The organism is Enterobacter cloacae complex sp. 277I4 (assembly GCF_050031465.1).
GTDB lineage: Bacteria > Pseudomonadota > Gammaproteobacteria > Enterobacterales > Enterobacteriaceae > Enterobacter > Enterobacter cloacae.
In genome coordinates this window covers 86,730-112,415 of sequence record NZ_JBLGWC010000001.1, presented here as the reverse complement: position 1 = coordinate 112,415, position 25,686 = coordinate 86,730, and the positions used below count along the sequence as shown (strand labels likewise).

General features: G+C 56.1%; 23 protein-coding genes, 1 tRNA gene and 1 pseudogene. 16 read left to right on the top strand and 9 right to left on the bottom strand.

The annotated features are described in order from the left end of the window. The first annotated feature begins 3 nt into the window (after positions 1-3). Positions 4-2,085, top strand: a complete 2,082-nt coding sequence (gene recG / locus ACQG19_RS00545; RefSeq protein WP_014830141.1) for an ATP-dependent DNA helicase RecG — start codon at positions 4-6, stop codon at positions 2,083-2,085. 2 nt (positions 2,086-2,087) lie between these two features. Here the strand turns inward: recG and gltS are convergent, their stop codons facing one another. Continuing rightward, positions 2,088-3,290 (bottom strand): sodium/glutamate symporter, encoded by a 1,203-nt coding sequence (gene gltS / locus ACQG19_RS00540; protein WP_013094878.1) that lies wholly within the window; start codon positions 3,288-3,290, stop codon positions 2,088-2,090. A gap of 225 nt (positions 3,291-3,515) precedes the next feature. Here gltS and ACQG19_RS00535 point away from each other — a divergent pair, with 225 nt between their 5' ends. Both ACQG19_RS00535 and ACQG19_RS00530 read left to right on the top strand, forming a co-directional pair. Further along, positions 3,516-4,907, top strand: coding sequence for a nucleobase:cation symporter-2 family protein (locus ACQG19_RS00535; RefSeq protein ID WP_426725814.1), 1,392 nt, complete (start codon positions 3,516-3,518; stop codon positions 4,905-4,907). 119 nt (positions 4,908-5,026) lie between these two features. After that, complete coding sequence (locus ACQG19_RS00530) at positions 5,027-6,730, top strand: AsmA family protein (RefSeq protein ID WP_013094876.1); 1,704 nt, start codon at positions 5,027-5,029, stop codon at positions 6,728-6,730. Between the two features lie 48 nt (positions 6,731-6,778). Here the strand turns inward: ACQG19_RS00530 and yicI are convergent, their stop codons facing one another. After that, complete coding sequence (gene yicI, locus ACQG19_RS00525; protein WP_246932268.1) at positions 6,779-9,097, bottom strand: alpha-xylosidase; 2,319 nt, start codon at positions 9,095-9,097, stop codon at positions 6,779-6,781. Positions 9,098-9,425: 328 nt separating this feature from the next. On the opposite strand from yicI, the gene ACQG19_RS00520 reads away from it, so the two are divergent. Next, positions 9,426-9,520 (top strand) — tRNA-Sec (locus ACQG19_RS00520). A gap of 70 nt (positions 9,521-9,590) precedes the next feature. Beyond that, the gene (locus tag ACQG19_RS00515; protein WP_048972662.1) at positions 9,591-10,166 is read left to right on the top strand and encodes a DUF6680 family protein; all 576 of its coding nucleotides are present in this window, start codon (positions 9,591-9,593) and stop codon (positions 10,164-10,166) included. Positions 10,167-10,173: 7 nt separating this feature from the next. Here ACQG19_RS00515 and ACQG19_RS00510 read toward each other — a convergent pair whose 3' ends face one another. Beyond that, positions 10,174-10,365 carry a toxin-antitoxin system HicB family antitoxin gene (locus ACQG19_RS00510; RefSeq protein WP_075203472.1) on the bottom strand — a complete coding sequence of 64 codons (192 nt, stop codon included), beginning with the start codon at positions 10,363-10,365 and terminating at the stop codon, positions 10,174-10,176. Between the two features lie 136 nt (positions 10,366-10,501). Here ACQG19_RS00510 and ACQG19_RS00505 point away from each other — a divergent pair, with 136 nt between their 5' ends. Then, entirely contained in the window at positions 10,502-10,843 is a 342-nt protein-coding gene (locus ACQG19_RS00505) for a SymE family type I addiction module toxin (protein WP_045294542.1), read from the top strand. A gap of 59 nt (positions 10,844-10,902) precedes the next feature. Beyond that, positions 10,903-11,940, top strand: coding sequence for a virulence RhuM family protein (locus ACQG19_RS00500; RefSeq protein ID WP_048972660.1), 1,038 nt, complete (start codon positions 10,903-10,905; stop codon positions 11,938-11,940). On the opposite strand, the gene ACQG19_RS00495 is transcribed toward ACQG19_RS00500, so the two are convergent. From ACQG19_RS00495 to ACQG19_RS00475, 5 genes and pseudogenes are all read right to left on the bottom strand, one after another. Next, complete coding sequence (locus ACQG19_RS00495) at positions 11,937-12,377, bottom strand: acetyltransferase (RefSeq protein ID WP_048972659.1); 441 nt, start codon at positions 12,375-12,377, stop codon at positions 11,937-11,939. The two genes, ACQG19_RS00500 and ACQG19_RS00495, sit on opposite strands and share 4 nt — an antisense overlap. Positions 12,378-12,467: 90 nt before the next feature. Further along, positions 12,468-13,465: pseudogene (locus ACQG19_RS00490) on the bottom strand (class I SAM-dependent methyltransferase). 85 nt (positions 13,466-13,550) lie between these two features. After that, positions 13,551-14,438, bottom strand: a complete 888-nt coding sequence (locus tag ACQG19_RS00485) for a GlxA family transcriptional regulator (protein WP_058678555.1) — start codon at positions 14,436-14,438, stop codon at positions 13,551-13,553. A gap of 238 nt (positions 14,439-14,676) precedes the next feature. Beyond that, positions 14,677-15,159: a hypothetical protein gene (locus ACQG19_RS00480; protein ID WP_013094867.1), complete on the bottom strand. Its 483-nt coding sequence runs from the start codon at positions 15,157-15,159 to the stop codon at positions 14,677-14,679. Position 15,160: 1 nt separating this feature from the next. After that, positions 15,161-15,952 (bottom strand): winged helix-turn-helix domain-containing protein, encoded by a 792-nt coding sequence (locus ACQG19_RS00475; protein WP_023621014.1) that lies wholly within the window; start codon positions 15,950-15,952, stop codon positions 15,161-15,163. Between the two features lie 710 nt (positions 15,953-16,662). Here ACQG19_RS00475 and ACQG19_RS00470 point away from each other — a divergent pair. From ACQG19_RS00470 to ACQG19_RS00445, 6 genes are read left to right on the top strand one after another with little or no spacing between them, the layout of a single operon-like run. Continuing rightward, entirely contained in the window at positions 16,663-17,265 is a 603-nt protein-coding gene (locus ACQG19_RS00470; protein ID WP_246932271.1) for a LuxR C-terminal-related transcriptional regulator, read from the top strand. Between the two features lie 52 nt (positions 17,266-17,317). Then, complete coding sequence (locus ACQG19_RS00465) at positions 17,318-17,902, top strand: fimbrial protein (RefSeq protein WP_161657547.1); 585 nt, start codon at positions 17,318-17,320, stop codon at positions 17,900-17,902. 53 nt (positions 17,903-17,955) lie between these two features. Continuing rightward, on the top strand, positions 17,956-18,633 hold the full coding sequence (locus tag ACQG19_RS00460) for a fimbrial biogenesis chaperone (protein ID WP_023621016.1): 678 nt from the start codon (positions 17,956-17,958) through the stop codon (positions 18,631-18,633). A gap of 23 nt (positions 18,634-18,656) precedes the next feature. Then, a complete protein-coding gene (locus tag ACQG19_RS00455) occupies positions 18,657-21,179 on the top strand; it encodes a fimbria/pilus outer membrane usher protein (protein ID WP_139937352.1) in 2,523 nt (840 codons plus the stop codon). Beyond that, positions 21,170-21,685 (top strand): fimbrial protein, encoded by a 516-nt coding sequence (locus ACQG19_RS00450; RefSeq protein ID WP_023621018.1) that lies wholly within the window; start codon positions 21,170-21,172, stop codon positions 21,683-21,685. The genes ACQG19_RS00455 and ACQG19_RS00450 overlap by 10 nt, the downstream gene beginning before the upstream one ends. Further along, complete coding sequence (locus tag ACQG19_RS00445) at positions 21,685-22,695, top strand: fimbrial protein (RefSeq protein ID WP_246932303.1); 1,011 nt, start codon at positions 21,685-21,687, stop codon at positions 22,693-22,695. Before ACQG19_RS00450 ends, ACQG19_RS00445 begins: the two co-directional genes overlap by 1 nt. A gap of 3 nt (positions 22,696-22,698) precedes the next feature. Here the strand turns inward: ACQG19_RS00445 and ACQG19_RS00440 are convergent, their stop codons facing one another. Beyond that, positions 22,699-23,223: a lipocalin family protein gene (locus tag ACQG19_RS00440; protein WP_029881878.1), complete on the bottom strand. Its 525-nt coding sequence runs from the start codon at positions 23,221-23,223 to the stop codon at positions 22,699-22,701. A 117-nt stretch (positions 23,224-23,340) separates the two neighbouring features. Here ACQG19_RS00440 and ACQG19_RS00435 point away from each other — a divergent pair, with 117 nt between their 5' ends. From ACQG19_RS00435 to ACQG19_RS00425, 3 genes are all read left to right on the top strand, one after another. Continuing rightward, positions 23,341-24,066: a MerR family transcriptional regulator gene (locus tag ACQG19_RS00435; protein WP_020686466.1), complete on the top strand. Its 726-nt coding sequence runs from the start codon at positions 23,341-23,343 to the stop codon at positions 24,064-24,066. Positions 24,067-24,165: 99 nt separating this feature from the next. Continuing rightward, entirely contained in the window at positions 24,166-24,576 is a 411-nt protein-coding gene (gene uraH / locus ACQG19_RS00430) for a hydroxyisourate hydrolase (protein WP_013094857.1), read from the top strand. A gap of 102 nt (positions 24,577-24,678) precedes the next feature. Beyond that, positions 24,679-25,638 carry a YbgA family protein gene (locus ACQG19_RS00425; RefSeq protein ID WP_062730020.1) on the top strand — a complete coding sequence of 320 codons (960 nt, stop codon included), beginning with the start codon at positions 24,679-24,681 and terminating at the stop codon, positions 25,636-25,638. The last annotated feature ends 48 nt before the right edge of the window (positions 25,639-25,686 follow it).

The following is a 25,686-nucleotide window of genomic DNA, read 5'->3' as shown; positions in this document are numbered from 1 at the left end:
CCGATGAAAGGCCGCCTGCTGGATGCCATCCCGCTCAATAGCCTGACGGGCGTGGGCGCGGCACAAAGCAGTAAACTGGGCAAAATTGGCCTGCACACCGTGCAGGATCTCCTGCTCCACCTCCCCCTGCGTTATGAAGACCGCACGCAACTTTATAAGATTGGCGATCTGCTGCCCGCGATTTACGCCACCGTTGAGGGCGAGGTGCTGAACTGCAACATCACCTTTGGCGGCCGCCGGATGATGACCTGCCAAATCAGCGACGGCACCGGCATTCTCACCATGCGCTTTTTCAACTTCAACGCGGCGATGAAAAACAGCCTTGCAACAGGCCGCCGGGTGCTGGCGTATGGTGAAGCCAAACGCGGGAAATATGGCGCAGAGATGATCCACCCGGAGTACCGCGTGCAGGGCGATCTCAGCACGCCGGAGCTGCAGGAGACGCTCACCCCGGTCTACCCGACAACGGAAGGTATCAAACAGGCGACGCTGCGTAAGCTCACCGACCAGGCCCTGGAGTTACTCGATACCTGCGCCATCACCGAACTGCTACCGCCTGAGCTGGCGCAGGGAATGATGAGCCTGCCGGAAGCGCTGCGTACGCTGCATCGCCCGCCGCCCACGCTGCAGCTCAGCGATTTAGAAAGCGGCAAACACCCTGCCCAACGGCGTCTTATCCTTGAGGAATTACTGGCGCATAACCTGAGCATGCTGGCGCTGCGCGCCGGTGCGCAGCGTTTTCATGCCCAGCCCTTAAGCCCGCGTGATGAGCTCAAGGATAAGCTGCTGGCCTCCCTGCCGTTTAAACCTACCGGTGCCCAGGCGCGCGTCACCGCCGAGATCGAACGCGATATGGCGCTTGATGTGCCCATGATGCGCCTGGTGCAGGGCGATGTAGGCTCTGGTAAAACGCTGGTTGCTGCCCTGGCAGCCCTGCGCGCCATTGCCCACGGCAAGCAGGTGGCGCTGATGGCGCCGACGGAACTGCTGGCGGAGCAGCACGCGAATAACTTCCGCGCCTGGTTCGCCCCGCTGGGCATTGAGGTGGGCTGGCTTGCCGGAAAACAAAAGGGCAAAGCACGTCTTGCGCAACAGGACGCCATCGCTCGCGGTGAGGTGCAGATGATTGTCGGCACCCATGCCATCTTCCAGGAGCAGGTGCAGTTTAACGGCCTCGCGCTGGTGATCATCGACGAACAGCACCGCTTTGGCGTGCATCAGCGCCTGGCGCTGTGGGAAAAAGGGCTGCAGCAGGGCTTCCATCCGCACCAGCTGATCATGACCGCCACGCCTATTCCGCGAACCCTGGCGATGACCGCCTACGCCGATCTGGACACCTCCACCATTGACGAGCTGCCGCCGGGCCGTACGCCGGTCACGACGGTGGCCATCCCGGATACCCGCCGCAGCGACATCATCGATCGCGTGCGCAACGCCTGCACCCATGAAGGACGTCAGGCGTACTGGGTCTGTACGCTGATTGAGGAGTCTGACCTGCTTGAAGCGCAGGCCGCAGAAGCAACGTGGGAAGAGCTGAAGCTGGCGCTGCCGGAGCTGAAGGTGGGACTGGTGCACGGGCGCATGAAGCCCGCAGAAAAACAGGCCGTCATGCAATCCTTCAAACAGGGCGAGCTGCATTTGCTGGTCGCCACAACGGTGATTGAAGTGGGCGTGGATGTGCCAAACTCCAGTCTGATGATCATCGAAAACCCGGAGCGTCTGGGGCTTGCGCAGTTACACCAGTTGCGTGGCCGCGTGGGCCGTGGTGCGGTGGCCTCACATTGCGTTCTGCTCTACAAAGCCCCGCTCTCAAAAACCGCGCAGATGCGTTTGCAGGTACTGCGTGACAGCAACGACGGATTCGTCATTGCGCAAAAAGACCTGGAGATCCGTGGCCCGGGCGAGCTCCTGGGCACACGTCAGACCGGGAACGCTGAATTCAAAGTGGCAGATTTGCTGCGCGATCAGGCCATGATCCCTGAAGTTCAGCGCCTTGCCCGCCATATTCATGAACGCTACCCCGAACAGGCGGCAGCGTTAATTGAGCGCTGGATGCCGGAAACTGAGCGCTACTCCAACGCCTGATCTCAGGCGAACATCGGCAGCATCAGGTACAGCTTGATCACCAGCGCGTTGACGATATCAATAAAGAATGCCCCAACCATCGGTACCACCAGAAACGCCATGTGCGAAGGCCCGAAACGTTCGGTGATTGCCTGCATATTTGCGATTGCCGTTGGCGTGGCACCCAGACCAAACCCACAGTGCCCCGCCGCCAGCACCGCGGCATCGTAGTTTTTGCCCATCATGCGCCAGGTAACGAACATGGCATAGAGCGCCATAAACAGCGCCTGCACCGCCAGAATGGCTACCATCGGCAGCGCCAGCGACGCCAGTTCCCACAGCTTAAGGCTCATCAGGGCCATCGCCAGGAACAGCGACAGGCAGACGTTACCCAGCACCGAGACCGCACGTTCAAACACGCGATAGAAGCCCATCAGGGCCAGACCATTGCTCAGGATCACCCCGATAAACAGCACACAAACAAAGGTCGGCAGTTCAAAGGCCGTGCCCGCCAGCCATTGCGCAACCACTTTACCCAGCGTCAGACAGATGGCGATCATGGCGATGGTTTCAATCATCACCAGCGAGGTGATGGTGCGGCCAACGTCCGGCTTTTCGAACGCGGTGGGGACCAGTTCATCGTCCGGTCTGCCGTCTGGCGTGGTGGAGTGCTTCACCAGGTAGCGCGCTACCGGGCCGCCAATCAGACCGCCAAGCACCAGACCAAAGGTCGCGCAGGCCATCGCCACTTCCGTTGCGTTTTCAAAGCCATAGCGCTCAATAAACAGCTTACTCCACGCCGCCCCGGTACCGTGCCCGCCGGACAGGGTGATGGATCCGGCCAGCAGACCCATCAGCGGATCCAGCCCCAGCAGAGACGCCATACCGATGCCGATGGCGTTTTGCATCAGCAGCAGACCAACCACGACAATCAGAAACACGCCCAGCACCTTACCGCCCGAGCGCAGGCTCGCCAGGTTAGCGTTCAGGCCGATAGTGGCAAAGAAGGCCAGCATCAGCGGATCTTTGAGGGACATATCGAAATCGATTTCCCAGCCCATGCTTTTTTTCAACACCAGCAGGGCCAGCGCCACCAGCAACCCCCCGGCGACAGGTTCAGGAATGGTGTACTTTTTCAGAAAGGAAACACTGTGTACCAGCTTGCGACCAAGCAGAAGAACCAGCGTTGCGGCAACAAGGGTCGACAACGTATCGAGATGAATCATAAGAGGCTCCTGTTATGCGCGTGTTCCATACACACGCGGCGTTATCCTGGGCCGGCTTATGCTCGTCATGAGCTACCGGCGCGAAAAGTGTAATTTTTTTTTCCTCCACGTTGTAGAAAACCTGCTCATACCGGCAGATTTTCTCTGTTTTTTTTGCTGGCAATCGTTTGCTTTTACCAGGTGGTCAGATAAAATGCCCGCTTTTCCACCGTGGGATTACCGTCGATGTCCGTTAACAGCATAGAGTCTCCTGATGCGCAACCGATTGCGCAGAAGCAAAATAGCGAACTGATTTACCGTCTTGATGACCGCCCACCGCTTCCGCAGACGCTCTTCGCTGCCTGCCAGCATCTTCTGGCCATGTTTGTTGCGGTAATCACCCCGGCGCTGTTGATCTGCCAGGCGCTGGGTTTACCGGCTCAGGATACGCAGCACATCATCAGCATGTCCCTCTTTGCCTCCGGCGTGGCCTCAATTATTCAAATTAAAGCCTGGGGTCCGGTGGGGTCTGGCTTGCTGTCGATTCAGGGTACCAGTTTTAACTTTGTGGCACCGCTGATAATGGGCGGTACGGCGTTAAAAACCGGCGGGGCGGATGTACCGACCATGATGGCGGCGCTGTTCGGCACGCTGATGCTGGCCAGCTGCACGGAGATGGTGATCTCCCGTGTTCTGCATCTGGCTCGCCGCGTAATCACCCCGCTGGTCTCGGGCGTGGTGGTGATGATTATCGGTCTGTCGCTGATTCAGGTGGGGCTGACCTCCATCGGTGGGGGTTATGCCGCAATGAGCGACCACACCTTTGGCGCACCAAAAAACCTGCTGCTGGCTGGCGTGGTGCTGGCCATCATTATTCTGCTCAACCGTCAGCGTAACCCGTATCTGCGCGCGGCCTCGCTGGTGATCGCCATGGCGGCCGGTTACCTGCTGGCGTGGGCGCTGGGCATGTTGCCGGAAAACACCGCGCCGACCAACAGCGCGCTGATCACCGTTCCTACTCCACTGTACTACGGCCTGGGCATTGACTGGGGTCTGCTGCTGCCGCTGATGCTGGTCTTTATGATCACCTCCCTGGAGACCATCGGCGATATCACCGCCACCTCCGATGTCTCGGAGCAGCCGGTGTCCGGCCCGCTGTACATGAAGCGTCTGAAAGGCGGCGTGCTGGCAAACGGTCTGAACTCCTTTGTCTCTGCCGTGTTTAATACATTCCCGAACTCCTGCTTCGGGCAGAACAACGGCGTGATCCAGCTGACCGGCGTGGCCAGCCGTTATGTCGGGTTTGTGGTGGCGCTGATGCTGATTGTCCTTGGCCTGTTCCCGGCCGTGAGTGGTTTTGTACAGCACATCCCTGAGCCGGTTCTCGGCGGAGCAACGCTGGTGATGTTCGGTACTATCGCGGCCTCGGGCGTGCGAATCGTCTCCCGCGAGCCACTGAACCGCCGCGCGATCATGATTATTGCCCTGTCGCTGGCCGTGGGTCTGGGCGTTTCTCAGCAGCCGCTGATCCTGCAGTTTGCCCCGGACTGGGTGAAAAACCTGCTCTCTTCCGGCATCGCCGCTGGCGGTATCACCGCTATCGTGCTGAACCTCGTTTTCCCGCCAGAGAAAAACTGATTGTCCTCACGGCAGGCTGTCAATGCCTGCCGTGACATCTCTTTACACCATTCCCGCCTTGAGCATTGCGCATAAATCGTGCATAACTCCTTTATGTACGTTTCGCGGGAAGGAAGACCATGAAATTTATTGGAAAGCTGCTCGTCTATCTTCTGGTAGCCCTGCTCCTTGTGCTGCTGGCACTCTATTTTCTGCTTCAGACCCGCTGGGGTGCGTCACAGGTCAGCAGTTGGGTAACGGTGAACACCGATTACGAACTCAGTTTCGACCTGATGGACCACCGCTTTTCGTCGCCTTCCCACATCCTTCTGGAAAACGTCACCTTTGGCCGCGACGGTCAGCCCGCCACGCTGGTGGCTAAAAAAGTCGATATTGGTCTTGGCAGCCGACAGCTCACCGATCCACTGCATATGGACACCATCACCCTGGTCGATGGCACGCTGAACCTCTCTCCGCAGACCGCGCCGATGCCCTTCCAGGCAGACCGTCTGCAGCTAAACAACATGGCCTTCAACAGCCCCAACACGGAGTGGGATTTAAGCGCGCAAAAAGTGACGGGCGGCGTCAGTCCGTGGCAGCCAGAAGCGGGTAACGTGCTGGGCAAAAATGCGCAGATCCAGATGAGCGCGGGTTCGCTCACCCTGAACGGGGTACCGGCCACTAACGTGCTAATCCAGGGCCAGCTGAACGGCAAGGAGGTGGTGCTGAACACCATCGGCGCCGATATGGCGCGCGGCTCGCTTACCGGCTCCGCCCTGCGCAACGCCGACGGAAGCTGGGTCATCGACACCATGCGCCTGAACGAGATCCGCCTGCAGAGCGATAAAACGCTGCTGGATTTCTTCTCGCCGCTCAATACCATCCCCTCCTTGCAGATTGGCCGCCTTGAGGTCACCGATGCGCGCCTGCAGGGGCCAGACTGGGCCGTAACCGATCTGGATCTCAGCCTGCGCAACCTGACGCTGAGCAAAGGAGACTGGCAGAGCCTGGACGGGCGTTTATCCATGAATGCCAGCGAATTTATTTACGGCTCGCTGCATCTGTTCGACCCGATCCTGAATGCGGAATTCTCTCCGCAGGGCGTGGCGCTGCGCCAGTTCACCTCCCGCTGGGAAGGGGGCATGGTGCGCACCTCCGGCAACTGGCTGCGCGACGGTAAAGCGCTGGTACTGGACGATGTCGCCGTCGCCGGGCTGGAGTACACCCTGCCGCAGAACTGGAAAACGCTGTGGATGGATCCGCTGCCGGAATGGCTGAACAGCGTGACGCTGAAGAAGTTCGGCCTGAGCCGCAACCTGGTGATCGACATTGATCCCGCGTTCCCGTGGCAGATCACCTCTCTTGATGGCTATGGGGCTAACCTGCAGCTGGCGCAGGACCACAAATGGGGCGTATGGGGCGGCAGCGCCACGCTAAACGGCGCAGCAGCCACCTTTAACCGCGTGGACGTGCGACGTCCGTCGCTGGCGCTGAACGCTAACGCCGCCACGGTCAATATCACCGATCTGAGCGCCTTTACCGAGAAAGGCATTCTGGAAGCCACCGCGACGGTTTCTCAGCTTGCGCAACGACAGACCACGGTGAGCCTGAACGGGCGCGGCGTGCCGCTCAACATCCTGCAGCAGTGGGGCTGGCCCGCGCTGCCGGTGAGCGGCGACGGCAACATTCAGCTGACAGCCAGCGGGAGTGTGCAGGCGAATACCCCGCTGAAGCCAACGGTAAATGGCAAGCTGAGCGCGGTAAATATGGATAAACAGCAGGTTCAGCAGACCATGACGGGTGGTGTAGTTTCAACACCACCCTCACCCCAGCCCTCTCCCTGAAAGGGAGAGGGAGTAAACCATTCCCTCGCCCCTTTGGGGTGAGGGGAATTAAAGGTGAACCACCACCTCATCCCCCTCCGCGTCCACCACCACGCCCCACTCGCTGCCCGCGTATGAGCCACCTTTCACACCACTCACCTTCTGCACGTTGCGCAAGCATACCGACCAGTTCCGCGCGTCACCCGCGCCGGTAAGGGTCACAGTGTCGCCCTTGCGTGACGCCTTCAGCGTAAACCCCACGGAGCCGTCAGCCGCAGGCACCTCGCTCACCGCCGTTGCGCCCTCATCCAGGTTAAACAGCTGGAAGGCCGTGCCCTCATTCCAGGCGTAGTCCGGTTTGTGCTTGTTGTTACCCAGCGCCAGCAGGGTATTGTCGCGCACATAAACCGGCAGGCTCATGAAATCGTGCTGCTGCTTATGCCAGCGACAGCCCTGAACCTCATCGTTGTGCCACAAGTGCGTCCAGCGACCTTCCGGCAGGTAAAACTGCACCTCACCCGCCTCGGAGAACACCGGCGCCACCATCAAGGCATCCCCCAGCATGTACTGACGGTCGAGATAGTCACACGCCGGATCGTCCGGGAACTCCAGCATCATCGCCCGCAGCATCGGCGTGCCGCACTCCCGTGCCAGCGCCGCCTGACGGTAGAGGTACGGCATCAGCTGGCATTTCAGCTGCGTAAAGTGGCGCACCACGTCACAGGACTCATCATCGTACGCCCACGGCACCCGGTAGGATTTGCTGCCATGCAGGCGGCTGTGGCTGGAGAACAGCCCGAACGCGCACCAGCGTTTGTAGACGTGCGCCGGGGCGGTGTTTTCGAACCCGCCGATATCGTGGCTCCAGAACCCGAAGCCGGACAGACCAATCGACAGCCCGCCGCGCAGGCTTTCCGCCATTGATTCATAGTTGGCATAGCAGTCGCCGCCCCAGTGCACCGGGAACTGCTGTGCGCCGACGGACGCCGAGCGCGCAAACAGCACCGCCTCCTCCTCGCCTACCGTCTCTTTCAGCACGTTCCACACCAGCGCGTTATAGATGAAGGCGTAATGGTTGTGCATCTTCTGCGGATCGGAACCGTCAAACCACTGCACATCCGTCGGGATACGCTCGCCGAAATCGGTTTTGAAGCAGTCCACGCCAATCTCCACCAGGCCCTTCAGCTTGTCGGCGTACCACCGGCACGCGTCCGGATTAGTGAAGTCGTAAATCGCCAGCCCGGGCTGCCATTTGTCCCACTGCCACACGCTGCCATCCGGGCGCTTCAGCAGATAACCTTTCTCTTTCAGCTCGTTAAATACCGGCGATTTCTGGCCGATGTACGGGTTGATCCACACGCAGACCTTCAGCCCTTTCTCTTTCAGGCGGCGGATCATCCCTTCTGGATCCGGGAAGGTCACCGGGTCCCACTCAAAATCACACCACTGGAAGGCCTTCATCCAGAAGCAGTCAAAATGGAAGACGTGCAGCGGCAGGTCGCGTTCGGCCATGCCGTCGATGAAGCTGTTCACCGTCGCTTCGTCGTAGTTAGTGGTAAACGAGGTGGTGAGCCACAGGCCGAAGGACCACGCTGGCGGCAGCGCCGGACGACCGGTGAACTGCGTGTAGCGGTCCAGGACCGCTTTTGGCGTCGGGCCGTCGATCACAAAATACTCCAGATATTCGCCCTCCACGCTGAACTGTACTTTGGAGACCTTCTCCGAGCCGATTTCAAACGACACATTTTCCGGATGGTTGACCAGCACGCCGTAGCCGCGGTTGGTGAGATAGAACGGAATGTTTTTGTAGGACTGCTCGGTGCTGGTACCGCCGTCGCGGTTCCAGGTATCGACCTGCTGACCGTTGCGCACCAGGGCGGTAAAGCGCTCACCGAGGCCATAAACTGTTTCCCCGACGCCCAGATCCAGACGTTCGAACAGATAGTTGCGATTCGTGTTGCTGTCCTGCACGTAGCCGTTGTTTTTCAGTTCACTGCCGGTGATCCGCTGGCCGTTACGCAGAAAATCGAGCGCCCAGAATTCGCCTTTGGTGACGCGCACGCTGAGATTACCGCTTTTCAGCTCGGCGTATTCGGCGTTATTTACCGTCTCGACCCTTACGTCCTTCAGCACGTTGAGCGGATAGTGCGGGCCTTTGTCCTGCGCCCCCTGGAAGTGCTCGATGCGCACCCCGACAATCCCTTCCTGCGGTGCGAAGAGCCGGACGGTGAACATCAACGTATCGAGTTGCCACGCGCGTTCCCGGACGTCACGCGGTGCCACATACACCACCAGGTCATTGCCCTGCTGCTCCACATCGAACACCTGGACCGGATACGTCACGGTCAGGCCAGGTTGAATAAGCCAGTTTCCATCACTGATTTTCATACTTTCGTCCTCCTGGTTCTGTAATCCTTTGCTGGCCGCCAGATGCCTGCCGTGTGGCGATACGGGCACTGAGACCGGTTACAGAGGTTTTAAACCATTGTTTCAGGAGCGAGTATTGCGTTTTCTGGTTAGCAAATTACGTTTCTTGTTTTTTGTGATCGGGGTAAATGTCGCGGAGCACGAAATGCTAACCTGAGGATTTTCTTAAGAATTAACTGAAATGGGGGTGTTCAGGTCAAAAGAGAGGTGAAAAAAGTGTGTCGGGGTATGTGGTAAATGTCTGAAAGTAGCTATAATGCGCCCCGCCTCCATGTAGCAATGCAGGCGCGGAAGATCGTCATCTCCGGTGAGGTGGCTGGACTTCAAATCCAGTTGGGGACGCCAGCGTTCCCGGGCAGGTTCGACTCCTGTGATCTTCCGCCAATAATGCTCATAAAATCCTCAAAGAATTTTTCATTTCAATTGTCATAACCTTCAAAATTAAGGAAACGACATGAATTGGGCACTAGCTATCGCGACTATTTTTGCTACTCTTTTCAGTCCGTTAATTGCCGTTAGAGTGCAAAAACTTATCGAAAAAAATTCCGAAAAAAGAAACATAAAAGTTAATATATTTACTGAACTTATGGCCACAAGGTCAGCCGCAGCTCGCCTTTCCAGTGAGCATGTTAGAGCTCTTAATATGATCGACTTGGCATTTTATGGTGATATAAAAGGAAGTATCAATAAAAGAACAAAATCAGAGAAAAAAGTGCTTGATGCATGGAAAGAATATTTCACTCACTTATGCACACCCTGTCCAGAAAATGATAGCGGTAACACCTTGTGGAATAATACTAGCGATAAATTATTTGTGAATTTGCTTTCTGTTATGGCTGAAGACATAGGCTACGATTTTGATCGAGTTCATTTACAAAACGCGATTTATATGCCTGTTGCACATGGACAAATGAATTTAGATAATCAAAAAATTCGCAAAGGACTCGCTTCCATTTTTTCTGGTGAAACTGCATTGAAGATGGATGTAATTTCTTTTCCTAAATCCTCTGGTGCTCAAAAGCCTAAATAGAATTAGCCTACATTTTTGGCTCAATACCCATTTTACGTAACTCATTGCGTCCTAAAGTCTTGAGCCAATTCCCCAAACTCATCCCTTGAGCCTCTGCAGCAGCCTCAAATTGCGCCTTCAGTTCTGGCGTAATGCGAATCTGAAAAGTCGGTGCTTTTCCGGATTTTGACTGATTTCGATCACGTTTAACCGTTGACATGTACGTACCTAAGCGAGCAAGATGTCTTCATTGAGGTACGTACCTTATCATACGATAACCTCAGATTGAAACGCCCTCGCCAGGTACTCGCAATACCTGACGAGAGCTAACCTCACCAACTATCAAGGAGTTGATTATGGCTGATTCGCATTCTACCCCAGACACCGACCAATCCGGAACCGAGCGTTCGTTAATTGTGGGATACCGCCCGAATGTTTTCGACAAATCCACGCCCAATATCATTCTGTCCGGTAAATGGCTTCGCGCGGCAGGGTTTGAAACCGGACATCAGGTGACCGTAAAGGTGATGAAAGGATGCATCGTTCTGGTGGCGTATAACGAGCAGGAGCAGAGGTTGCAGGATGATTATAAACAGACGAAAGCAAAGCTCACTGAGATAGAGGACGCGCTTGCGGCGATCCAAGCTCAGCATCATGGAAAGCGCCTCGCAAAATCAAATACAAACCACCTGGCTTAGCGGCTGTTTCTGGCATACTACACGCTGGTAAGGTTAATTACTCAAAAGAGGGAGGCGACATGGCAGATCAAAACGTAATCCACTCTCCGGCTGGCGAATTTATTATGTTTGCCAGCGATGATGGAACTGTTCGCATCACATGTCGCTTTGAACATGAAATGCTCTGGCTGTCGCAAGCAGCCATAGCGGCTCTTTATCAGGTCACTCCTCAAGCCATTACACAGCATATTAAAGCTATTTACGAAGAGGGTGAGCTTGAACAAAAAGCAACTTGTAAGGCTTACTTACAAGTTCAGCAAGAAGGTCAGCGCAAGGTTAATCGCAACACACTTCACTATAGCCTGCCCGTCATTCTCGCCATCGGCTATCGCGTCCGCTCCACGCGAGGGACACAGTTCCGCCAGTGGGCCACCCAAACGCTGCAGGAATATCTGGTAAAAGGCTTCGTTATGGACGACGAGCGCCTGAAAAACCCGCCTGTGGGATCATCCGCCGTACCTGACTATTTCGATGAAATGCTGGAACGCATTCGCGATATACGGGCCAGCGAACGCCGGGTTTATCTCCGTGTGAGGGAGATTTTTGCATTAGCCGCTGACTATCAGCCGTCACTCAAAGAAACCACGCAATTCTTCCAGACCATCCAGAATAAACTGCATTTTGCCTGCACCGGCCTTACCGCCGCTGAGTTGATTCACCAGCGTGCGGACGCCACGCAACCGTATATGGGGCTGACCAGCTATAAAGGCGAAGAAGTCCGTAAAAGCGATGTCACCACAGCAAAAAATTATCTGTCTCAGGATGAAGTCAGCGAACTAAATCGTGTCGTTAATATGTGGCTCGACTTTGCTGAAGATCAGGCCAAACGCCGCAAGCAGGTATTTTTACGAGACTGGCAAACCAAACTCGATCAGTTCCTGCAATTTAACGACCGGGACGTTTTAGAAGGCGCAGGCAAAATCAGCAAAAAAGCGGCGGATGAAAAGGCGTGTTCAGAATACATTGAGTATGAAAAGAAGCAGCGCCTGCTGAAAGAAGCCGAGGGAGAGAAAGATATTATCGGCTTATTAAAATGGGATAAGCAGGCTAAGCGCTAATCCCGATTCAACCGCATATGCAACAGCGGAAACGGATTCCCCTGCCCATCAACCTCTGAGCGGCCGACCTGCACAAACCCCATATGGCGATAAAACGCGACGCCCTGCGGGTTTTGCTCATTCACATCCACTTCGTTTACGCCAAACTCTGCGATGGCATAGTGCAGCAGTAATTTCCCCACGCCCTTTCCCCGGCTCGCATCATCAACAAACAGCATTTCAATGCGGTTTTCATCCACGCCTAAAAAGCCGTGGATAACACCTGCATCATCGCGGGCTATCACGACGGTGAGGTTTGGCAGATACGCGTTGAGCAATAGCGGGCGCAGAGCCGCGATATCGCTTTCCTGTAAAAAGTGATGGGTAGCGCGAACGGAAGATTCCCAGATTGCGACCAGGCGTTCGAAGTGTGAGGGATGTGCGGTTTCTATTTTCATGAGGGGATCATGTTTGGAAAACCGAACTAATGCAAGTCACGCTGTGCGTGCTGCTCCCCCTCAGCCCACAGGGAGAGGGAACCGATCGCGCTAAACCTTCACCTCCATCACCGCGTACACCCCATCCTTTGGTACCACCACGGTGACATTCTCCACCGGCACGCCCGCCGCGAGGTGGATATCCTGCAACTGCTGCAACGACCTGGGATGGATGTCCTCCCAGCCAATACCGCGCAGCACAAAGTCGATCTGCGGGCTGCTGGTCAGCATATTCGACACAACCACCGCCCCCCGGGCTTCACCAGCCGCAGCGCGCGCTGCAGGAAAGTCACCGCATCGGTATCGTTGAAGTACTCAAATATGCCCAGCGCGTCGACCAGTTCGGCCTGATGCTCGCCTAGCTCCAGCAGTAAATCGTCGTTACGCACCAGCGTATGCAGCAGGTTGCGCCTGAGCAGCGTCAGCTGTTCGCCCACAACCAGCCCCTCCTGCGCGGCCATGGTCTCGGCCCAGCTCAGCGCGACGGGGTCTTTATCTACCAGCGTCAGGTACACCTGCTGACCGTCGAGCTTTGCGTTGCGCAGCGCCTCCAGCACGGGAATGGCCGCCCCGCTGGCCAGGCTCACCCAGTTGTTCTCGCTCTCGTTATGGATGTACTTCTCTACCAGCGCAGCCAGCACTTTTGCGCGGGAGCGCACGCCGATGGCGTCGTTAGCGTGAATAAACCACTGGCGGCTGTCGCTGTCCATTTTCGTGCCTTCGGGGAGGCGCTCCTCCAGCGGATTTTGCACCACAAACAGCGCCAGCGCGGTGGGAACCAGCCGGGCGCGCCACGCGAGAAGCGCAGGCCGGTTGCGAAAAGCCTGTTCGGAGTAACGGTTCTGCGGGACAAGCACCGCCTGCCCGCCCTCTTCGTATTCAATCAGCGGAGGGCGAAGCGCCGGGTCGGCTTTCAGGGCCCGGTTAAGCGCGTTGATCTCCCGGGCAGTCTCGTCTTTCATCGGCCACTGGTCGCTGACATCAGGAAATGAGGCGCTGAAAATGGTCATATTTCCCGGTGCGCTGCCGCGAAAAGGCTGCCAGTTCATGTCATCGTCCCCCCGTTGGGCTTTTAACGGAAGTGTATCCAGGCAAACCAGTAATACCCTACGAAGAAAGCACGAAATCGGGGCATTAGCTCTGCGACGTGCGCCACACCCCAGGCGTACAGCCGTACTCAAGCTGGAAATGACGAATAAAATGGGCGCAGTCGCTAAAGCCCATCCGCCGCGCAATGTCCGTGACGCTTTGCTGCGAGTTCTTCAACAGCCAGCAGGCATAGCGCAGTCTGGCGCTGCGGATAAATTCACGTGCCGTTTTACCAAACTCGGCGTGAAACAGGCGATTAAGCTGACGCTCGCTCAGCTTGACGTCCTGGGCCAGCCCGGCGGCGCTAAGCGGGCGTGTCAGGTACTGTTCGATGATCATCACCGCTCTGCGCAGCCGCGAGTCCGGGATCAGCGCAATATTGGCAGGTCGCGGGGTAGTAACAGCGTGCGGTGAGAGCGATAAACGCCGTGACGTGGTGGCGGCAATATCGTCGCCCGCATGGGCGCGAATCAGCGCCGTGGTTAGCGTCAGCGTGGAGATCCCGCCCGGGCAGGTCAGCACATCGCCTTCATCGATAAAATCCAGCCCCTGCTCGGCATAAACCTGCGGAAACCGTTGCGTGAAGACGTCATGATGATAAGGATGGATCGAGGCGCGCCGTTCATTGAGGATCCCCTCTTCCGCCAGGATAAAGCTCCCGGTGCCAATACCGATCAGCGGAATGGCGTTGTGATGCGCCTCTGCAAGAAATGCCCGGTCGTCCTGGAGCCCCTTATCCAGATCCTCCAGGCTTCCGCCAATCACGGCAATATAGTCGTATTCCCCCGGAGTAAGATGCGCGGCTTCAGGCTGCACGCTAATACCGGCGTTGCTGGTGATGGGCAATTCCGCCCGGGTGCTTATCAGACTGAGTTTGAACGCGATTTTCTGTCTGGTTTTTTGTACACAGGACGCCGTACGTAACGCCTCCATTAACCCCGATAGGGCTAATAACGAAAAATGGGGCCACAGAAATAAACCGATATGCAGGGGTTTATTTCGTGCAGAACCACGCCTGCATGAGTCATCAGTTAAAGTTTTCATTACCTTGCCAAAAAATATTAATTACATTATCGCAACATATTGTGTTGCTCTTATATTACTCTAAGATATTTCTTAGCGGTTCAATAAAGTATAAATGATGACCACAAAACAGCAACGCTTTTCCCGTTCAGCCCTCCGTTTTTGAGGGGTGGCACACATAGGTCGGTAACGTCCCCAGAATGAATAAATAATTATCATTCTGCTGTTTCTTAATTCGCATATAAATACTCTCGTTGGGGTAGATGAAAAATAACGGTTCGTACTTCTCCAGCCAGCTGTCGCTCACGTCATCATCGGGGAATTTGATATTGCGGACAGATCGCATGTAATAGACATTATCTTTGCGCTCTACCTGAAAGAATATTTTACGATTAAAGGTCTTACCCGGATCGCTCTTCACCCGACCGTTCATGCTGAGCGTGCCGTTGTTACCATCCACCGTATAATTTAGCCACAGGGTCAGTGTCTCTTCAGGATGGTGCTGAATAAAGTTCACCTGACAGGCAAAAGGATGAATGTAATAACGCTGCCACAGATAATAGCCAGCGGCTAACGCCCCCACCAGCAGGCACAAACAGAGCGTTAACAGCGTTTGACGGTAACGAGCCATATTAATGATCCTGAATAAAGTAATCTGACATACAACGGTTTGGTTCCGTCATTGCCCGGTCGCAGCGGATCACCGAAGCACGCGGCAACAGGCTATATCCACTGATATAGATCCAGGGATAACTGCTGCATTCATCTTTAAATGGCGCAGCATAGGCCAGCGCTTTTTCCCTGTCCTGCGGCGTCTCGATATCGCGGGCAAAATAGAGCCGACACTCTCCCATCATTGTCGTGAAGCGGTAACCGTCCACAAAATAGTTGTCATGCGGCCGGCTATAGCTGATGACGCTCACGCTAATGATTAACAGCAGCGCCAGCAGTGCGCCCCCCAGCCAGAAGCGTCGTTTCGCAACCGGAGCAACGGGAGTGACAGGAGCCACGGGCTGCGGCACGCCATCCTCTTCCTGAACGGTCTGGACCGGTGCTTCTGGCTCTGCCGAGGGCAACTGCGCCTCTTTAATCGTAATTTGCGTATCGCTTGCCAGCGTCAGGCCAATACGGGGGATCGTGACGATTGGATCGGTTTCAAACCCGGCTTTTTTCAGCCCCTTACGCAGAATAGAGATATTCTGGTAATAGGTATTCGGCGACACCATCATTCCCCGACGTTGCCAGACAATGTCCATACACTCCTGTTGAGTGACAATACTCCCGGCTCTTTCAATCAATAACAGCAAACAACGTCCGGCAGGCGAGTTTAATACCACCACCTGTTCAGGATTATTGAGGTCGCGTAATGTGCTGGCCGCAGGATGAAACTCGACGATGCCATTAATGATATAATACTTATGCATAAGACTCGTTAAATACCTCCTGTAAACGCCGGTTTAAGGATTAATGTGACCGATAAACCCGCGTCTGTATATCCTGGCGCCTGGCGAAAAATCTTATTTTTATTTTTTCTTAACCGCTTATCTGAAGTTCTCTTAACCGCCTTTTTGGCCATATGAGATCTGGCAAAGCACCTGAAAATGCCTCATGCTACCTTTCCCCACGCGGACTTGACACTGACAAAACTCGACAAAACCGCGAATTGAACGCTTCGGCCATCCGTGTCTGAATTATTCAGAGACCTTTATTCACTTTTTCCGAGGAAACCAGACAAGACGCGGCCTGTCGGTAATTTCAGTCATCTCAAACTCGTCTAAAAGCCCCGTCATAATTAACAGTTTCACCCTGAAATTGTTATCAGAAGTAAGTAACAAGGCGGAATACCTGACATCACCAGACAATTTCCTTACAAAACATTTAGTAAAGCCAACTTTTCATTAAAAAGTGTCGGTATGATTAATTACAGGCAAATATGAGGCAGCCGGTACGGCAGGGAGATAATGAAGAAATCCGTTTAGCTCAAGTTAATACAAATTAAGATTAATTCAGATTACCTGTTTCGCACTATCCGTATAGTGACTCCATACCGTGCAATGCTTAATTGCTTCGAAAATACAGGCATCGTTCTGCCAGACGGGCGAGCCTCATTACAATTATAAATCGAGGGAATAACATGGCGAATAAAACCGGAAATAAACGTCATTTAACAACCGCACTGTTGGGAGGCGATCACTTTTCACGTCAGGGGATCGCCGCGGTATTAAAAAACATGGTTCCTGAAATGCAGGTAATAGCATCAAGCGATGATTATTCATTAATGGAAACCGTGTTTTTAACCACCCCCGTTGATGTCATTTTTTTATCCGGCACGGAAAAATATCACGCGGGATTTGATTGCCTGAAATATATAAAAAACATCAAATCCCGCCACCCTGACGTCCTTATTTGTATGTATTCCGCGCCAGCCAATTCCTGGCTGTGGATACGCGGCGATATAGATGCCTATATCTCGCTGCAGGAGCCACTTTATCACTGGCGAGCCAGCTTATTAAAAATGGTCGATAGCCGATATCGCCCAAAAAAGAAACCCACGGCGTTATCGCTGACGCCGGGCGAATGGCGAGTATTGAAGGATCTGCGAAAAGGTCTGGATATGCGTTATATCGCCGAAACAGAGCAGCTTTCTTACCGCCGCGTCAGCGCGTTAAAAAGCTCAGCGATAAGAAAACTTGGGCTCAGAAATAAGACAGATTTGCTGGTCTTTTTAACCAGTTAGATCTGTCGACCAAGAGCACAACCCGACATAACGACAACATGGAATCAGGACAATGAAAGCTCAATTTAAAACGAAAACACTGCTTGCCGTCGCCATTGCGGCAGTACTGCCAGCAGGGTCGGCGTTCGCTGCAACCACCAGCGGCGGTACGGTGAACTTCAGCGGCAAGGTGGTGACGTCGGCCTGCGCCATCAGTGCTGGCAGCGCCAACATTGATGTCGACATGGGCGAAGTGCGTACCGCCACGCTGGCCGCAGCAGGCAGCGAAGCCAGCACCGCGAAAGCCTTCTCCATTACCCTGGAAGATTGCGAAATCGCCGATACCTCCGCCTCAACGGAAGACAATCCGATTGCCGCCACCACCGTGGCCGTGACCTTCACCGGTACGCCGGATGCGGCCGATGCCAACAGCCTGGCCGTTGGCGCAAACGGCGGCGCTAACTCGGCGCAGCACGTTGCGATTCGCCTGTACGACGAGCAGGGCAAAGTGGTGAAGCTGGGTGAACCTGCCGCCGCCATTCCTCTGCGTGCGGGGGCCAACACCCTGAACTTCAGCGCGAAATATTACTCACCGCAGGGCAACGCCACGGCGGGTGATGCCAGCGCGGTTGCAACCTACACCGTTACCTACTCGTAATTTTCAGGCCCGGTTCGCTGGCCGGGCCTGACTCAGCTTTAAGGAGACGCACCATGCGCGCAAAAGCAGGGATCTGTCTGGCTATTTCATTATGTTCATCCGCCGCATATGCAGGCGGCGTAGGGCTGGGCGCCACGCGAATGGTCTACTCCAGCACTACCAACCAGTCCATGCTGCAGGTCAGGAACACGCATCCCGACGCCACGTTCCTGATCCAGTCATGGATGGAAAACGAAAAAGGGCAAAAAACCAACGACTTCGTTATTACGCCGCCACTGTTCGTCATGAAACCGGCCAGCGAAAGCGCGGTGAAAATCATGTTTAACGGTAAAGCCCTGCCAGAGGATCGCGAAACGCTCTACTGGATGACGGTGAAAGCCATTCCACAGCAGACCAAAAGCGGTTCCGGCAATTCGCTGCAGTTTGCTTCGGCAAACCGCATCAAGGTGTTTTATCGCCCGGAGAGCCTTGGGCAAGGCGCAGGGGACGCCTGGAAAAGCCTGACCGGAGCCTATCGCGGCGGAAAGGTCACGCTCAGCAACCCAACGCCGTACTACCTCACCACCATCAACCTGAAAATCGATGGCATGCCGGTACAGCCGGTGATGGTGCCGCCGAAATCCAGCGTAACGCTGGGCGAAACCTTCAGCCACGCCAGCAGCGTGAGCTACCAGACCATTAACGATTACGGCGCATGGACGCCCGCGACACGCGCGGCATTGTCCCAATAATCCCGACTGTGAGGCGTGACCACGTGAAAAGAAAAATCCTGTGTGCCACGGTGATCTCCCTGGTAATTCGGCAGGCCATGGCGGCTGAAAGCGCGTTGCAATTTAACCCTGCGTTCCTCAACGGTGAGAGCGCCAACAGCGCCGATCTCGCCTGGGTCAACGCCGGGAGCGCATTGCCGCCGGGCGATCACAACCTCAACGTGTATATCAATAACAACTATGCGTTCACCGGCAATGTCACGTTCCGCACCGCTGAAAATACAGGGGAAGCCCTGCCATGCCTCACGCCTGAACAGATCGCGGCGCTGGGCATCGACAGCCAGCAGGCGAAAGGCGGCGCACTGCCGCTCGCGCAGCGCTGCATTTTTCTGACGGAGGCGTTTGCCGATACCCGGTTTGATTTTGACCAGCAGACGCTCTCCCTCAGCTTCACCGTACCGCAGAGCGCGATGCGCAATTTGCCGCGCGGGTATGTCAGCCCGGAAAGCTGGGAAGCGGGCATTCCTGCCGCGTGGCTGAACTATGTGGTAAACGGCTCGAACAATGACTATCAGGGCGAGACGCGCACGCGCGACCAGCAGCTGTTTGCGAGCCTGAACAGCGGCATCAATCTCGGCGCGTGGCGGCTGCGTGATTTCACCACGTGGACCAAAGATACTAACGAACTCACCCACGTGCAGACCTGGCTGCAGCGGGATATTCCCGCCCTGAACGCGCAGGTTTACGCCGGGGAAACGTATACCTCCGCCCAGGTGTTCGACGCCGTGGGCCTGCGCGGCATTGCCCTGAAAACCGATGACAATATGCTGCCTGCCAGCCTGAGCGGCTATGCGCCGGAAGTGCGCGGCATCGCCCGCAGCAACGCCACGGTGACGGTTCGCCAGAACGGCAACATCATTTATCAAACCTCAGTGCCGCCGGGGGCGTTTGTGCTGAAAGATCTCTACCCGACCTCTTCCGGGGGCGATCTCGCGGTCACGATCCAGGAGAACGACGGCAGCCAGACGCAGTACACGCTTCCGTATGCCAGCGTGCCAAACCTGGTGCGTAACGGACAGCTGAAATATGCCCTGGGGGCAGGAAAATATCGTCCGATGGGCCATCAGGATGCGCCCTCTTTCGCGCAGGGCGAGCTGTTCTACGGCTGGCGTTATGGCCTGACATTTTACGGTGGGGCGCAGTTTGCCGATCGCTATAACGGTCTGGCCTTCGGGATTGGGCAGAACCTGGGGCGCTTTGGCGCGTATTCCATCGACCTGACCCACGCCCGCAGCCAGCTGGCGGACGACCAGCACTACACCGGCGATTCCGTGCGCCTGCGTTACAGCAAGCTGCTGAATGATATCGGCACGCGGGTTAATTTTTTCTCGCTGCGCTACTCAACGAAAGGGTTTTATACCCTGAGCGATACCACGTACAAGGGCATGGCGGGCGGATCCCCAAAGCAGATTGTGGAAGACGATGGCACCGTCACCACCCACTACGACACGGTATATAACCTGCGCATGTCGCGTAAGGCCAAAAACCAGCTGCTGCTGTCACAGCCGATGGGGCAATACGGTTCGCTGTCGCTGTCGTGGGATCAGCAAACCTACTGGAACACGTCGAAAACCACGCAAAGTTTGCAGTTCGCGTGGAATGCCACGTTTCGTAACGTGTCGCTTGGCGTCAGCGTTCAGCGCAGCTCTAGCCTGTATGACGACAAAAAAGATAACGTGCTGGCGATGTCACTTTCGGTGCCGCTGGGCAACCCGGCGCTGTCGACCCGCGCCCGCTTTACCACCACCCATGCAGATTCAACCGGCACTACGGCCAGTACCGGCGTGAGCGGTTATCTGCCGGGCCAGGAGAACCTGTTTTACAGCGTCAACCAGCGCTATAGCGCGCAGCAGCACTACGGCGGCGACGCCACGCTGCAATACGAAGGCGCAAAAGGAGACTACAACCTGGGCTACAGCTATACCCGCGATTCCCGCAACCTCAGCTACGGGATGAGCGGCGGCGCGGTGCTGCATGAAGATGGTCTGACGCTGAGCCAGCCGCTCGGCAACACCAACATTCTGGTGAAAGCCCCGGGCGCCAGCGACGTTGCCGTGCTTAACCACAAGGGTATCAAAACCGACAGCCGGGGCTACGCGGTGATCCCCTACGCCACGCCGTACCGCGTGAACCAGGTCGCGCTGGATGTCACAACCGCAGGTAATGACGTGGAGCTGGAGAATGCCATCGTCAACAAAACGCCGACCGACGGCGCGCTGGTTCGCGCCACCCTTGTCACACGCCAGGGGAAAAAAGCGATGTTTGTCGTGCGCCGCGGCAACGACGTGCTGCCCTTCGGCACGCTGGTCTCACTGAACGATGACAAAACCAGCGGCATCGTCGGCGACGGCGGCAGCCTGTATCTGTCGGGGTTAACCGAGCAGGGCACGTTGAGTGCCGTATGGGGGCGCAACAGCGACCAGCGCTGCACCATCAACTACGCGTTGAACAAGCAGAGCTATAACGCCCGCACCGGGCTCTATTCACAGGAGGTGGTATGTCAGTAACGCTTCGGACGTTCAGCATCGCTTTGCTGATCTTCACGTTCCCGGTTCGCGGCTATGACGTGCTGGTTTCCGTCACCGGGAATTTGATCGGCAACACCTGCGTTGTCGCGGCGGACTCTAAAGAGCAGGACGTTCCGCTGGGTACCATCGGGATTAAACAATTCCCCCGTGCAGGCGCGGTCAGCAATATCAAAACGCCCTTCACGATCAGGCTTGAAGCGTGCGGGCCAACCTTTGCCGGGGTCAAAATCCGCTTCAGCGGCACGCCGGATAACGACAACCCGCAGCTGGTGAAAATTGCCGACGGCGGCGCCACCGGCGTGGCGGTGCAGATCCTCGATAAAGACGGCGGGCTGATCCCCCTCGACACGCAAACCACCGCCCGGGGCACGCCGGGCGATGACAGCGTAGAGATGACCTTCTACGCTCGGCTGGCCGCCACGGGCGCGCCGGTGAATGCCGGAGACGTCTCCGCCTTTGCCACCTGGACCACGGAGTATCAATGATGCGTTTATTCTTGTTTATTAGCGGATTACTGCTCTGCGCCAGCGCACAGGCGATGGAATGGAAATCAGATATCACCCTCGCCCCGCAGCCGATGACCTACAGCGGCCCGGCAGATTCGGTGGTGCCGGGGAGCATTATCGGCTCCACCTGGAGCGCCTCCGTCAGCGTACAGGAAGTGTTCTGGTGCGGCTGGGTCTTTACCTGCTCCAAAGGCACGCTGGAGCCGAGCAGCAGCGCGATCTCCAGCGGCACAACGGTCACCGTCGACGGGGTGAACTACACCATTTTTGAAACCGGCGTGCCGGGGGTGGGGTATATCATCGGGCTAAAAGATTTTAACGGCTCGGCCTGGATACCCCTGCAAAGCGGTATTACCCAAAGCTATCCTGCAGAGGGCACCAGCGGTTATGCAACCAGTTTAGGCTGGTCTGCCAAGGTAACCTTTATTAAGACCGCGACAGCACTGAAGTCAGGGGTTTACCAGATCCCCACCCTCGAAGCTGCGGTGGTGACCGCCTATAACAACGAGGTCAAAACGGCAAAGGTCATCATTAACCCCACCACCATCACCGTGACGGCGAGCGGCTGTACGGTGGGCACCAAAAGCGCGAACGTCGATCTGGGTACGATCGATATCCGCACGTTGACCACCGTGGGCAGTACATCGCCTTCGGGTGCGTTTAACGTCAGCCTGACCTGTGACGCGAACGTCGCGGTGAGCGCGGTGATGACCGATCAGACCACGCCGTCAAACACCTCGTCGGTGGTGACGCTGACCGGCGACTCCACCGCGTCCGGCGTAGGGGTGCAGTTTTTCTATAACGGTACCGGCCCGCTGATGATGGGGCCGGACAGCTCGGCGGCGGGCACAACCAATCAGTTCTTTATCCAGAGCACCACTGTGGCACAAACCCTGTCGCTGCCGTTCCAGGCGCAATACATCCGAACCGGCGAACTTGTCCCCGGCTCGGCGAACGCGCTGGCAAGCATTACGTTCTCGTACCAGTAGGGGTTAATGTTTTACCCACACCAGCTGATCGACCCGGAAGCCCAGACTGCGCGCGGTGTTCAGGTAATCCTGCTTCACCGCGTCCGGCACGGTTGGCGTGCGCGACAAAATCCACAGGTAGTCGCGGTTCGGGCCGCTGACCAGCGCGTACTGGTACTTATCGTCCAGCTTGATGACGTTATAGCCGCCGTAGAACGGGCCGAAGAATGAAACCTTCAGCGCGGCGGTGGTTGGCGCACCGGTAAAGTACGCTTTGCCTTCACTCTCGTTCCATTTGTTCTTCACCGGGTCGTAACCCCGGTTAAGCACGCTGATTCCGCCATCGCTCCGTTGGCCGTAGGTGGCCGTCACCTGCTCCAGCCCGCGTTCAAAGCGGTTCTCCAGGCGGGCGACTTCATACCACTTGCCGAGATAGCGGCTGGCATCAAAACCGGAAATAGGCTGCACGCCTTTCGGCGGCGTGGGGGATTTACAGGCTACAAGGGTCAGCGCAATGGCAACCCCGGTGACAACAGGCCATAGCTTCATGAGAATTCCTTTCATTTGCACGGTTGGATGTTAAGTGTAGTGCACCCTTTCGGCGCTTCATCCCGTTCTGAAAAATTCGTAGTATATTGAGAGTATTCCTCCACTCTGGACATGGACATGGCTTACTCCATCGGCGAATTCGCCAGACTTAGCGGCATCACCGCCACCACGCTGCGGGCGTGGCAGCGTCGTTATGGTTTACTCAAGCCACAGCGCACGGAGGGCGGCCACCGCCAGTACAGCGATGAAGACGTTCAGCAGGCGCTGAAAATCCTCGACTGGGTGAAAAAAGGCGTGCCCATTGGCCAGGTAAAACCCCTGCTTGAGCGCCCTGTACCCCGCCGGACCAACAACTGGCAAACGCTACAGCAGAACATGCTGGAACGCCTGCAGGGGGGCAAAATCGAGTCCCTGCGCCAGATGATTTACGACGCGGGCCGCGAATACCCCAGACCTGAGCTGGTGACCAACGTGCTGCGTCCGCTGCGCAGCCAGGTGTCCGCCAACGTCGCCGCCGCCATGACTCTGCGCGCGATCCTCGACGGCATCCTCATCGCCTACACCTCGTTTTGCCTCGAAGGCGATAAAAAAGCGCCGGGCGATAACATTCTGCTCAGCGGCTGGTATCTGAACGACCCGTGTGAAATCTGGCTCGAAGCCTTGTCGCGGACCGGTCAGGGTCACCGCATCGACGTATTACCCACGCCCCCTGCCACGCTGGCACCGGAGATATTTCCCGATCGCAAATGGTTGCTGGTCACCAGCGGTAAACTGACCGCCGCGCGGAAAAAACAGGTGGCGCAGTGGCAGCAGCAGCTTTCCCTTGAGGTCATTATCCTCTAATGATTTTCTCCTGCGGGAATCTTCACGAAAAGTTGAATATTTTTCCGCGCCGCAGATGCTAACGTTTTCCTGTGACTGACAACTTCACAGGAAAACAACATGAAAAAAACTGCCCCTCTGCTGATCCTGGCCTCCATGGCTTTTGCCCCTGCCGCCTTCAGTGCCCCTGCCGGCACGCTGAGCGTACACGTTCTCGACCAGCAAACCGGCATGCCGCCATCGGATGTCACCGTTACCCTGGAAAAGCAGCAGCAGGACAAATGGATCCCGGTTGCCAGCGGCAAAACCGACCATGACGGACGTATCAAATCGCTCTATCCCCAGGAACAGGACATGCAGCCTGGCGTGTATAAAGTGACCTTCAAAACCGCAGACTATTTCCACGCTAAAAAGCTGGAGACATTCTTCCCGGAAGTACCGGTGCTGTTTACCGTCACCCGGACCAACGAGAAACTGCACATTCCACTTCTGCTGAGTCAGTACGGTTATTCAACCTACAAGGGCAGTTAAAACCTGTTGATTTTAAACGGCAATAAAAAATACCTCCGCCAATACTTGGACAAATAAGCAAGATTGTGTAAGTTTTAAGTATTGGCTCTGGAGGAACATACCATGACAACGAAACCTGTGCTGGGTATTAGCGGCTGCTTGACCGGGTCCGCCGTTCGCTTTGACGGCGGGCATAAGCGTATGGGTTTCGTCATGGATGAGCTGGCCCAGTGGGTGAATTTCCGACCCGTTTGCCCCGAAATGGCCATCGGCCTGCCTACACCACGCCCTGCGCTGCGTTTGATCATGACGACCGGCGGCGACACGCAGATGCGTTTTAGCCATCCGCCGCATGATGACGTCACGCAGAAAATGGCCGACTTTACGGCCAGTTATCTGCCAAAGATCGGCGATCTCGCCGGGTTTATCGTCTGTGCAAAATCCCCGAGCTGCGGCATGGAACGCGTGCGCGTGTACGATGAAAACGGCAACCGGGGCCGCAAGGAGGGCGTCGGGCTGTTCACCGCCGCGCTCCTTGAAACCTGGCCGTGGCTGCCCGTAGAAGAGGATGGCCGTCTGCACGACCCGGTGCTGCGGGAAAACTTCGTCGAGCGCGTTTTTGCGCTGCAGGAACTGAACACGCTGCGTAAAAACGGCCTGACGCGCCGCGCGCTGCTGGATTTTCACAGCCGCTACAAACTGCAGCTGCTGGCACACCATCAGGCGGGTTACCGTGAGATTGGCCCATTTGTCGCCTCGCTGCATGAATGGGACGATCTGGACGCGTTCTTCGAGGCGTACCGCGAAAAACTGATGACCATCCTGAAAAAGCCCGCCTCGCGGAAAAATCACACCAACGTGCTGATGCATATTCAGGGCTATTTCCGTAACCAGCTTAACAGCCGCCAGCGGGGTGAGCTTCGTGACGTGATCCTGCATTACCGCGAAGGGCTTCTGCCCATTCTTGCGCCGATCACGCTGCTAAAACATTACCTTGCCGAATACCCGGATCAGTATCTGATGACGCAAAACTACTTTGATCCCTATCCTGATGATTTGGGTCTGCGTCTGGCCGTTAAATAATCAATAAGGCGAAGGCCCCCATTGACCCTCAGGGGCCCGAAGCAGTAG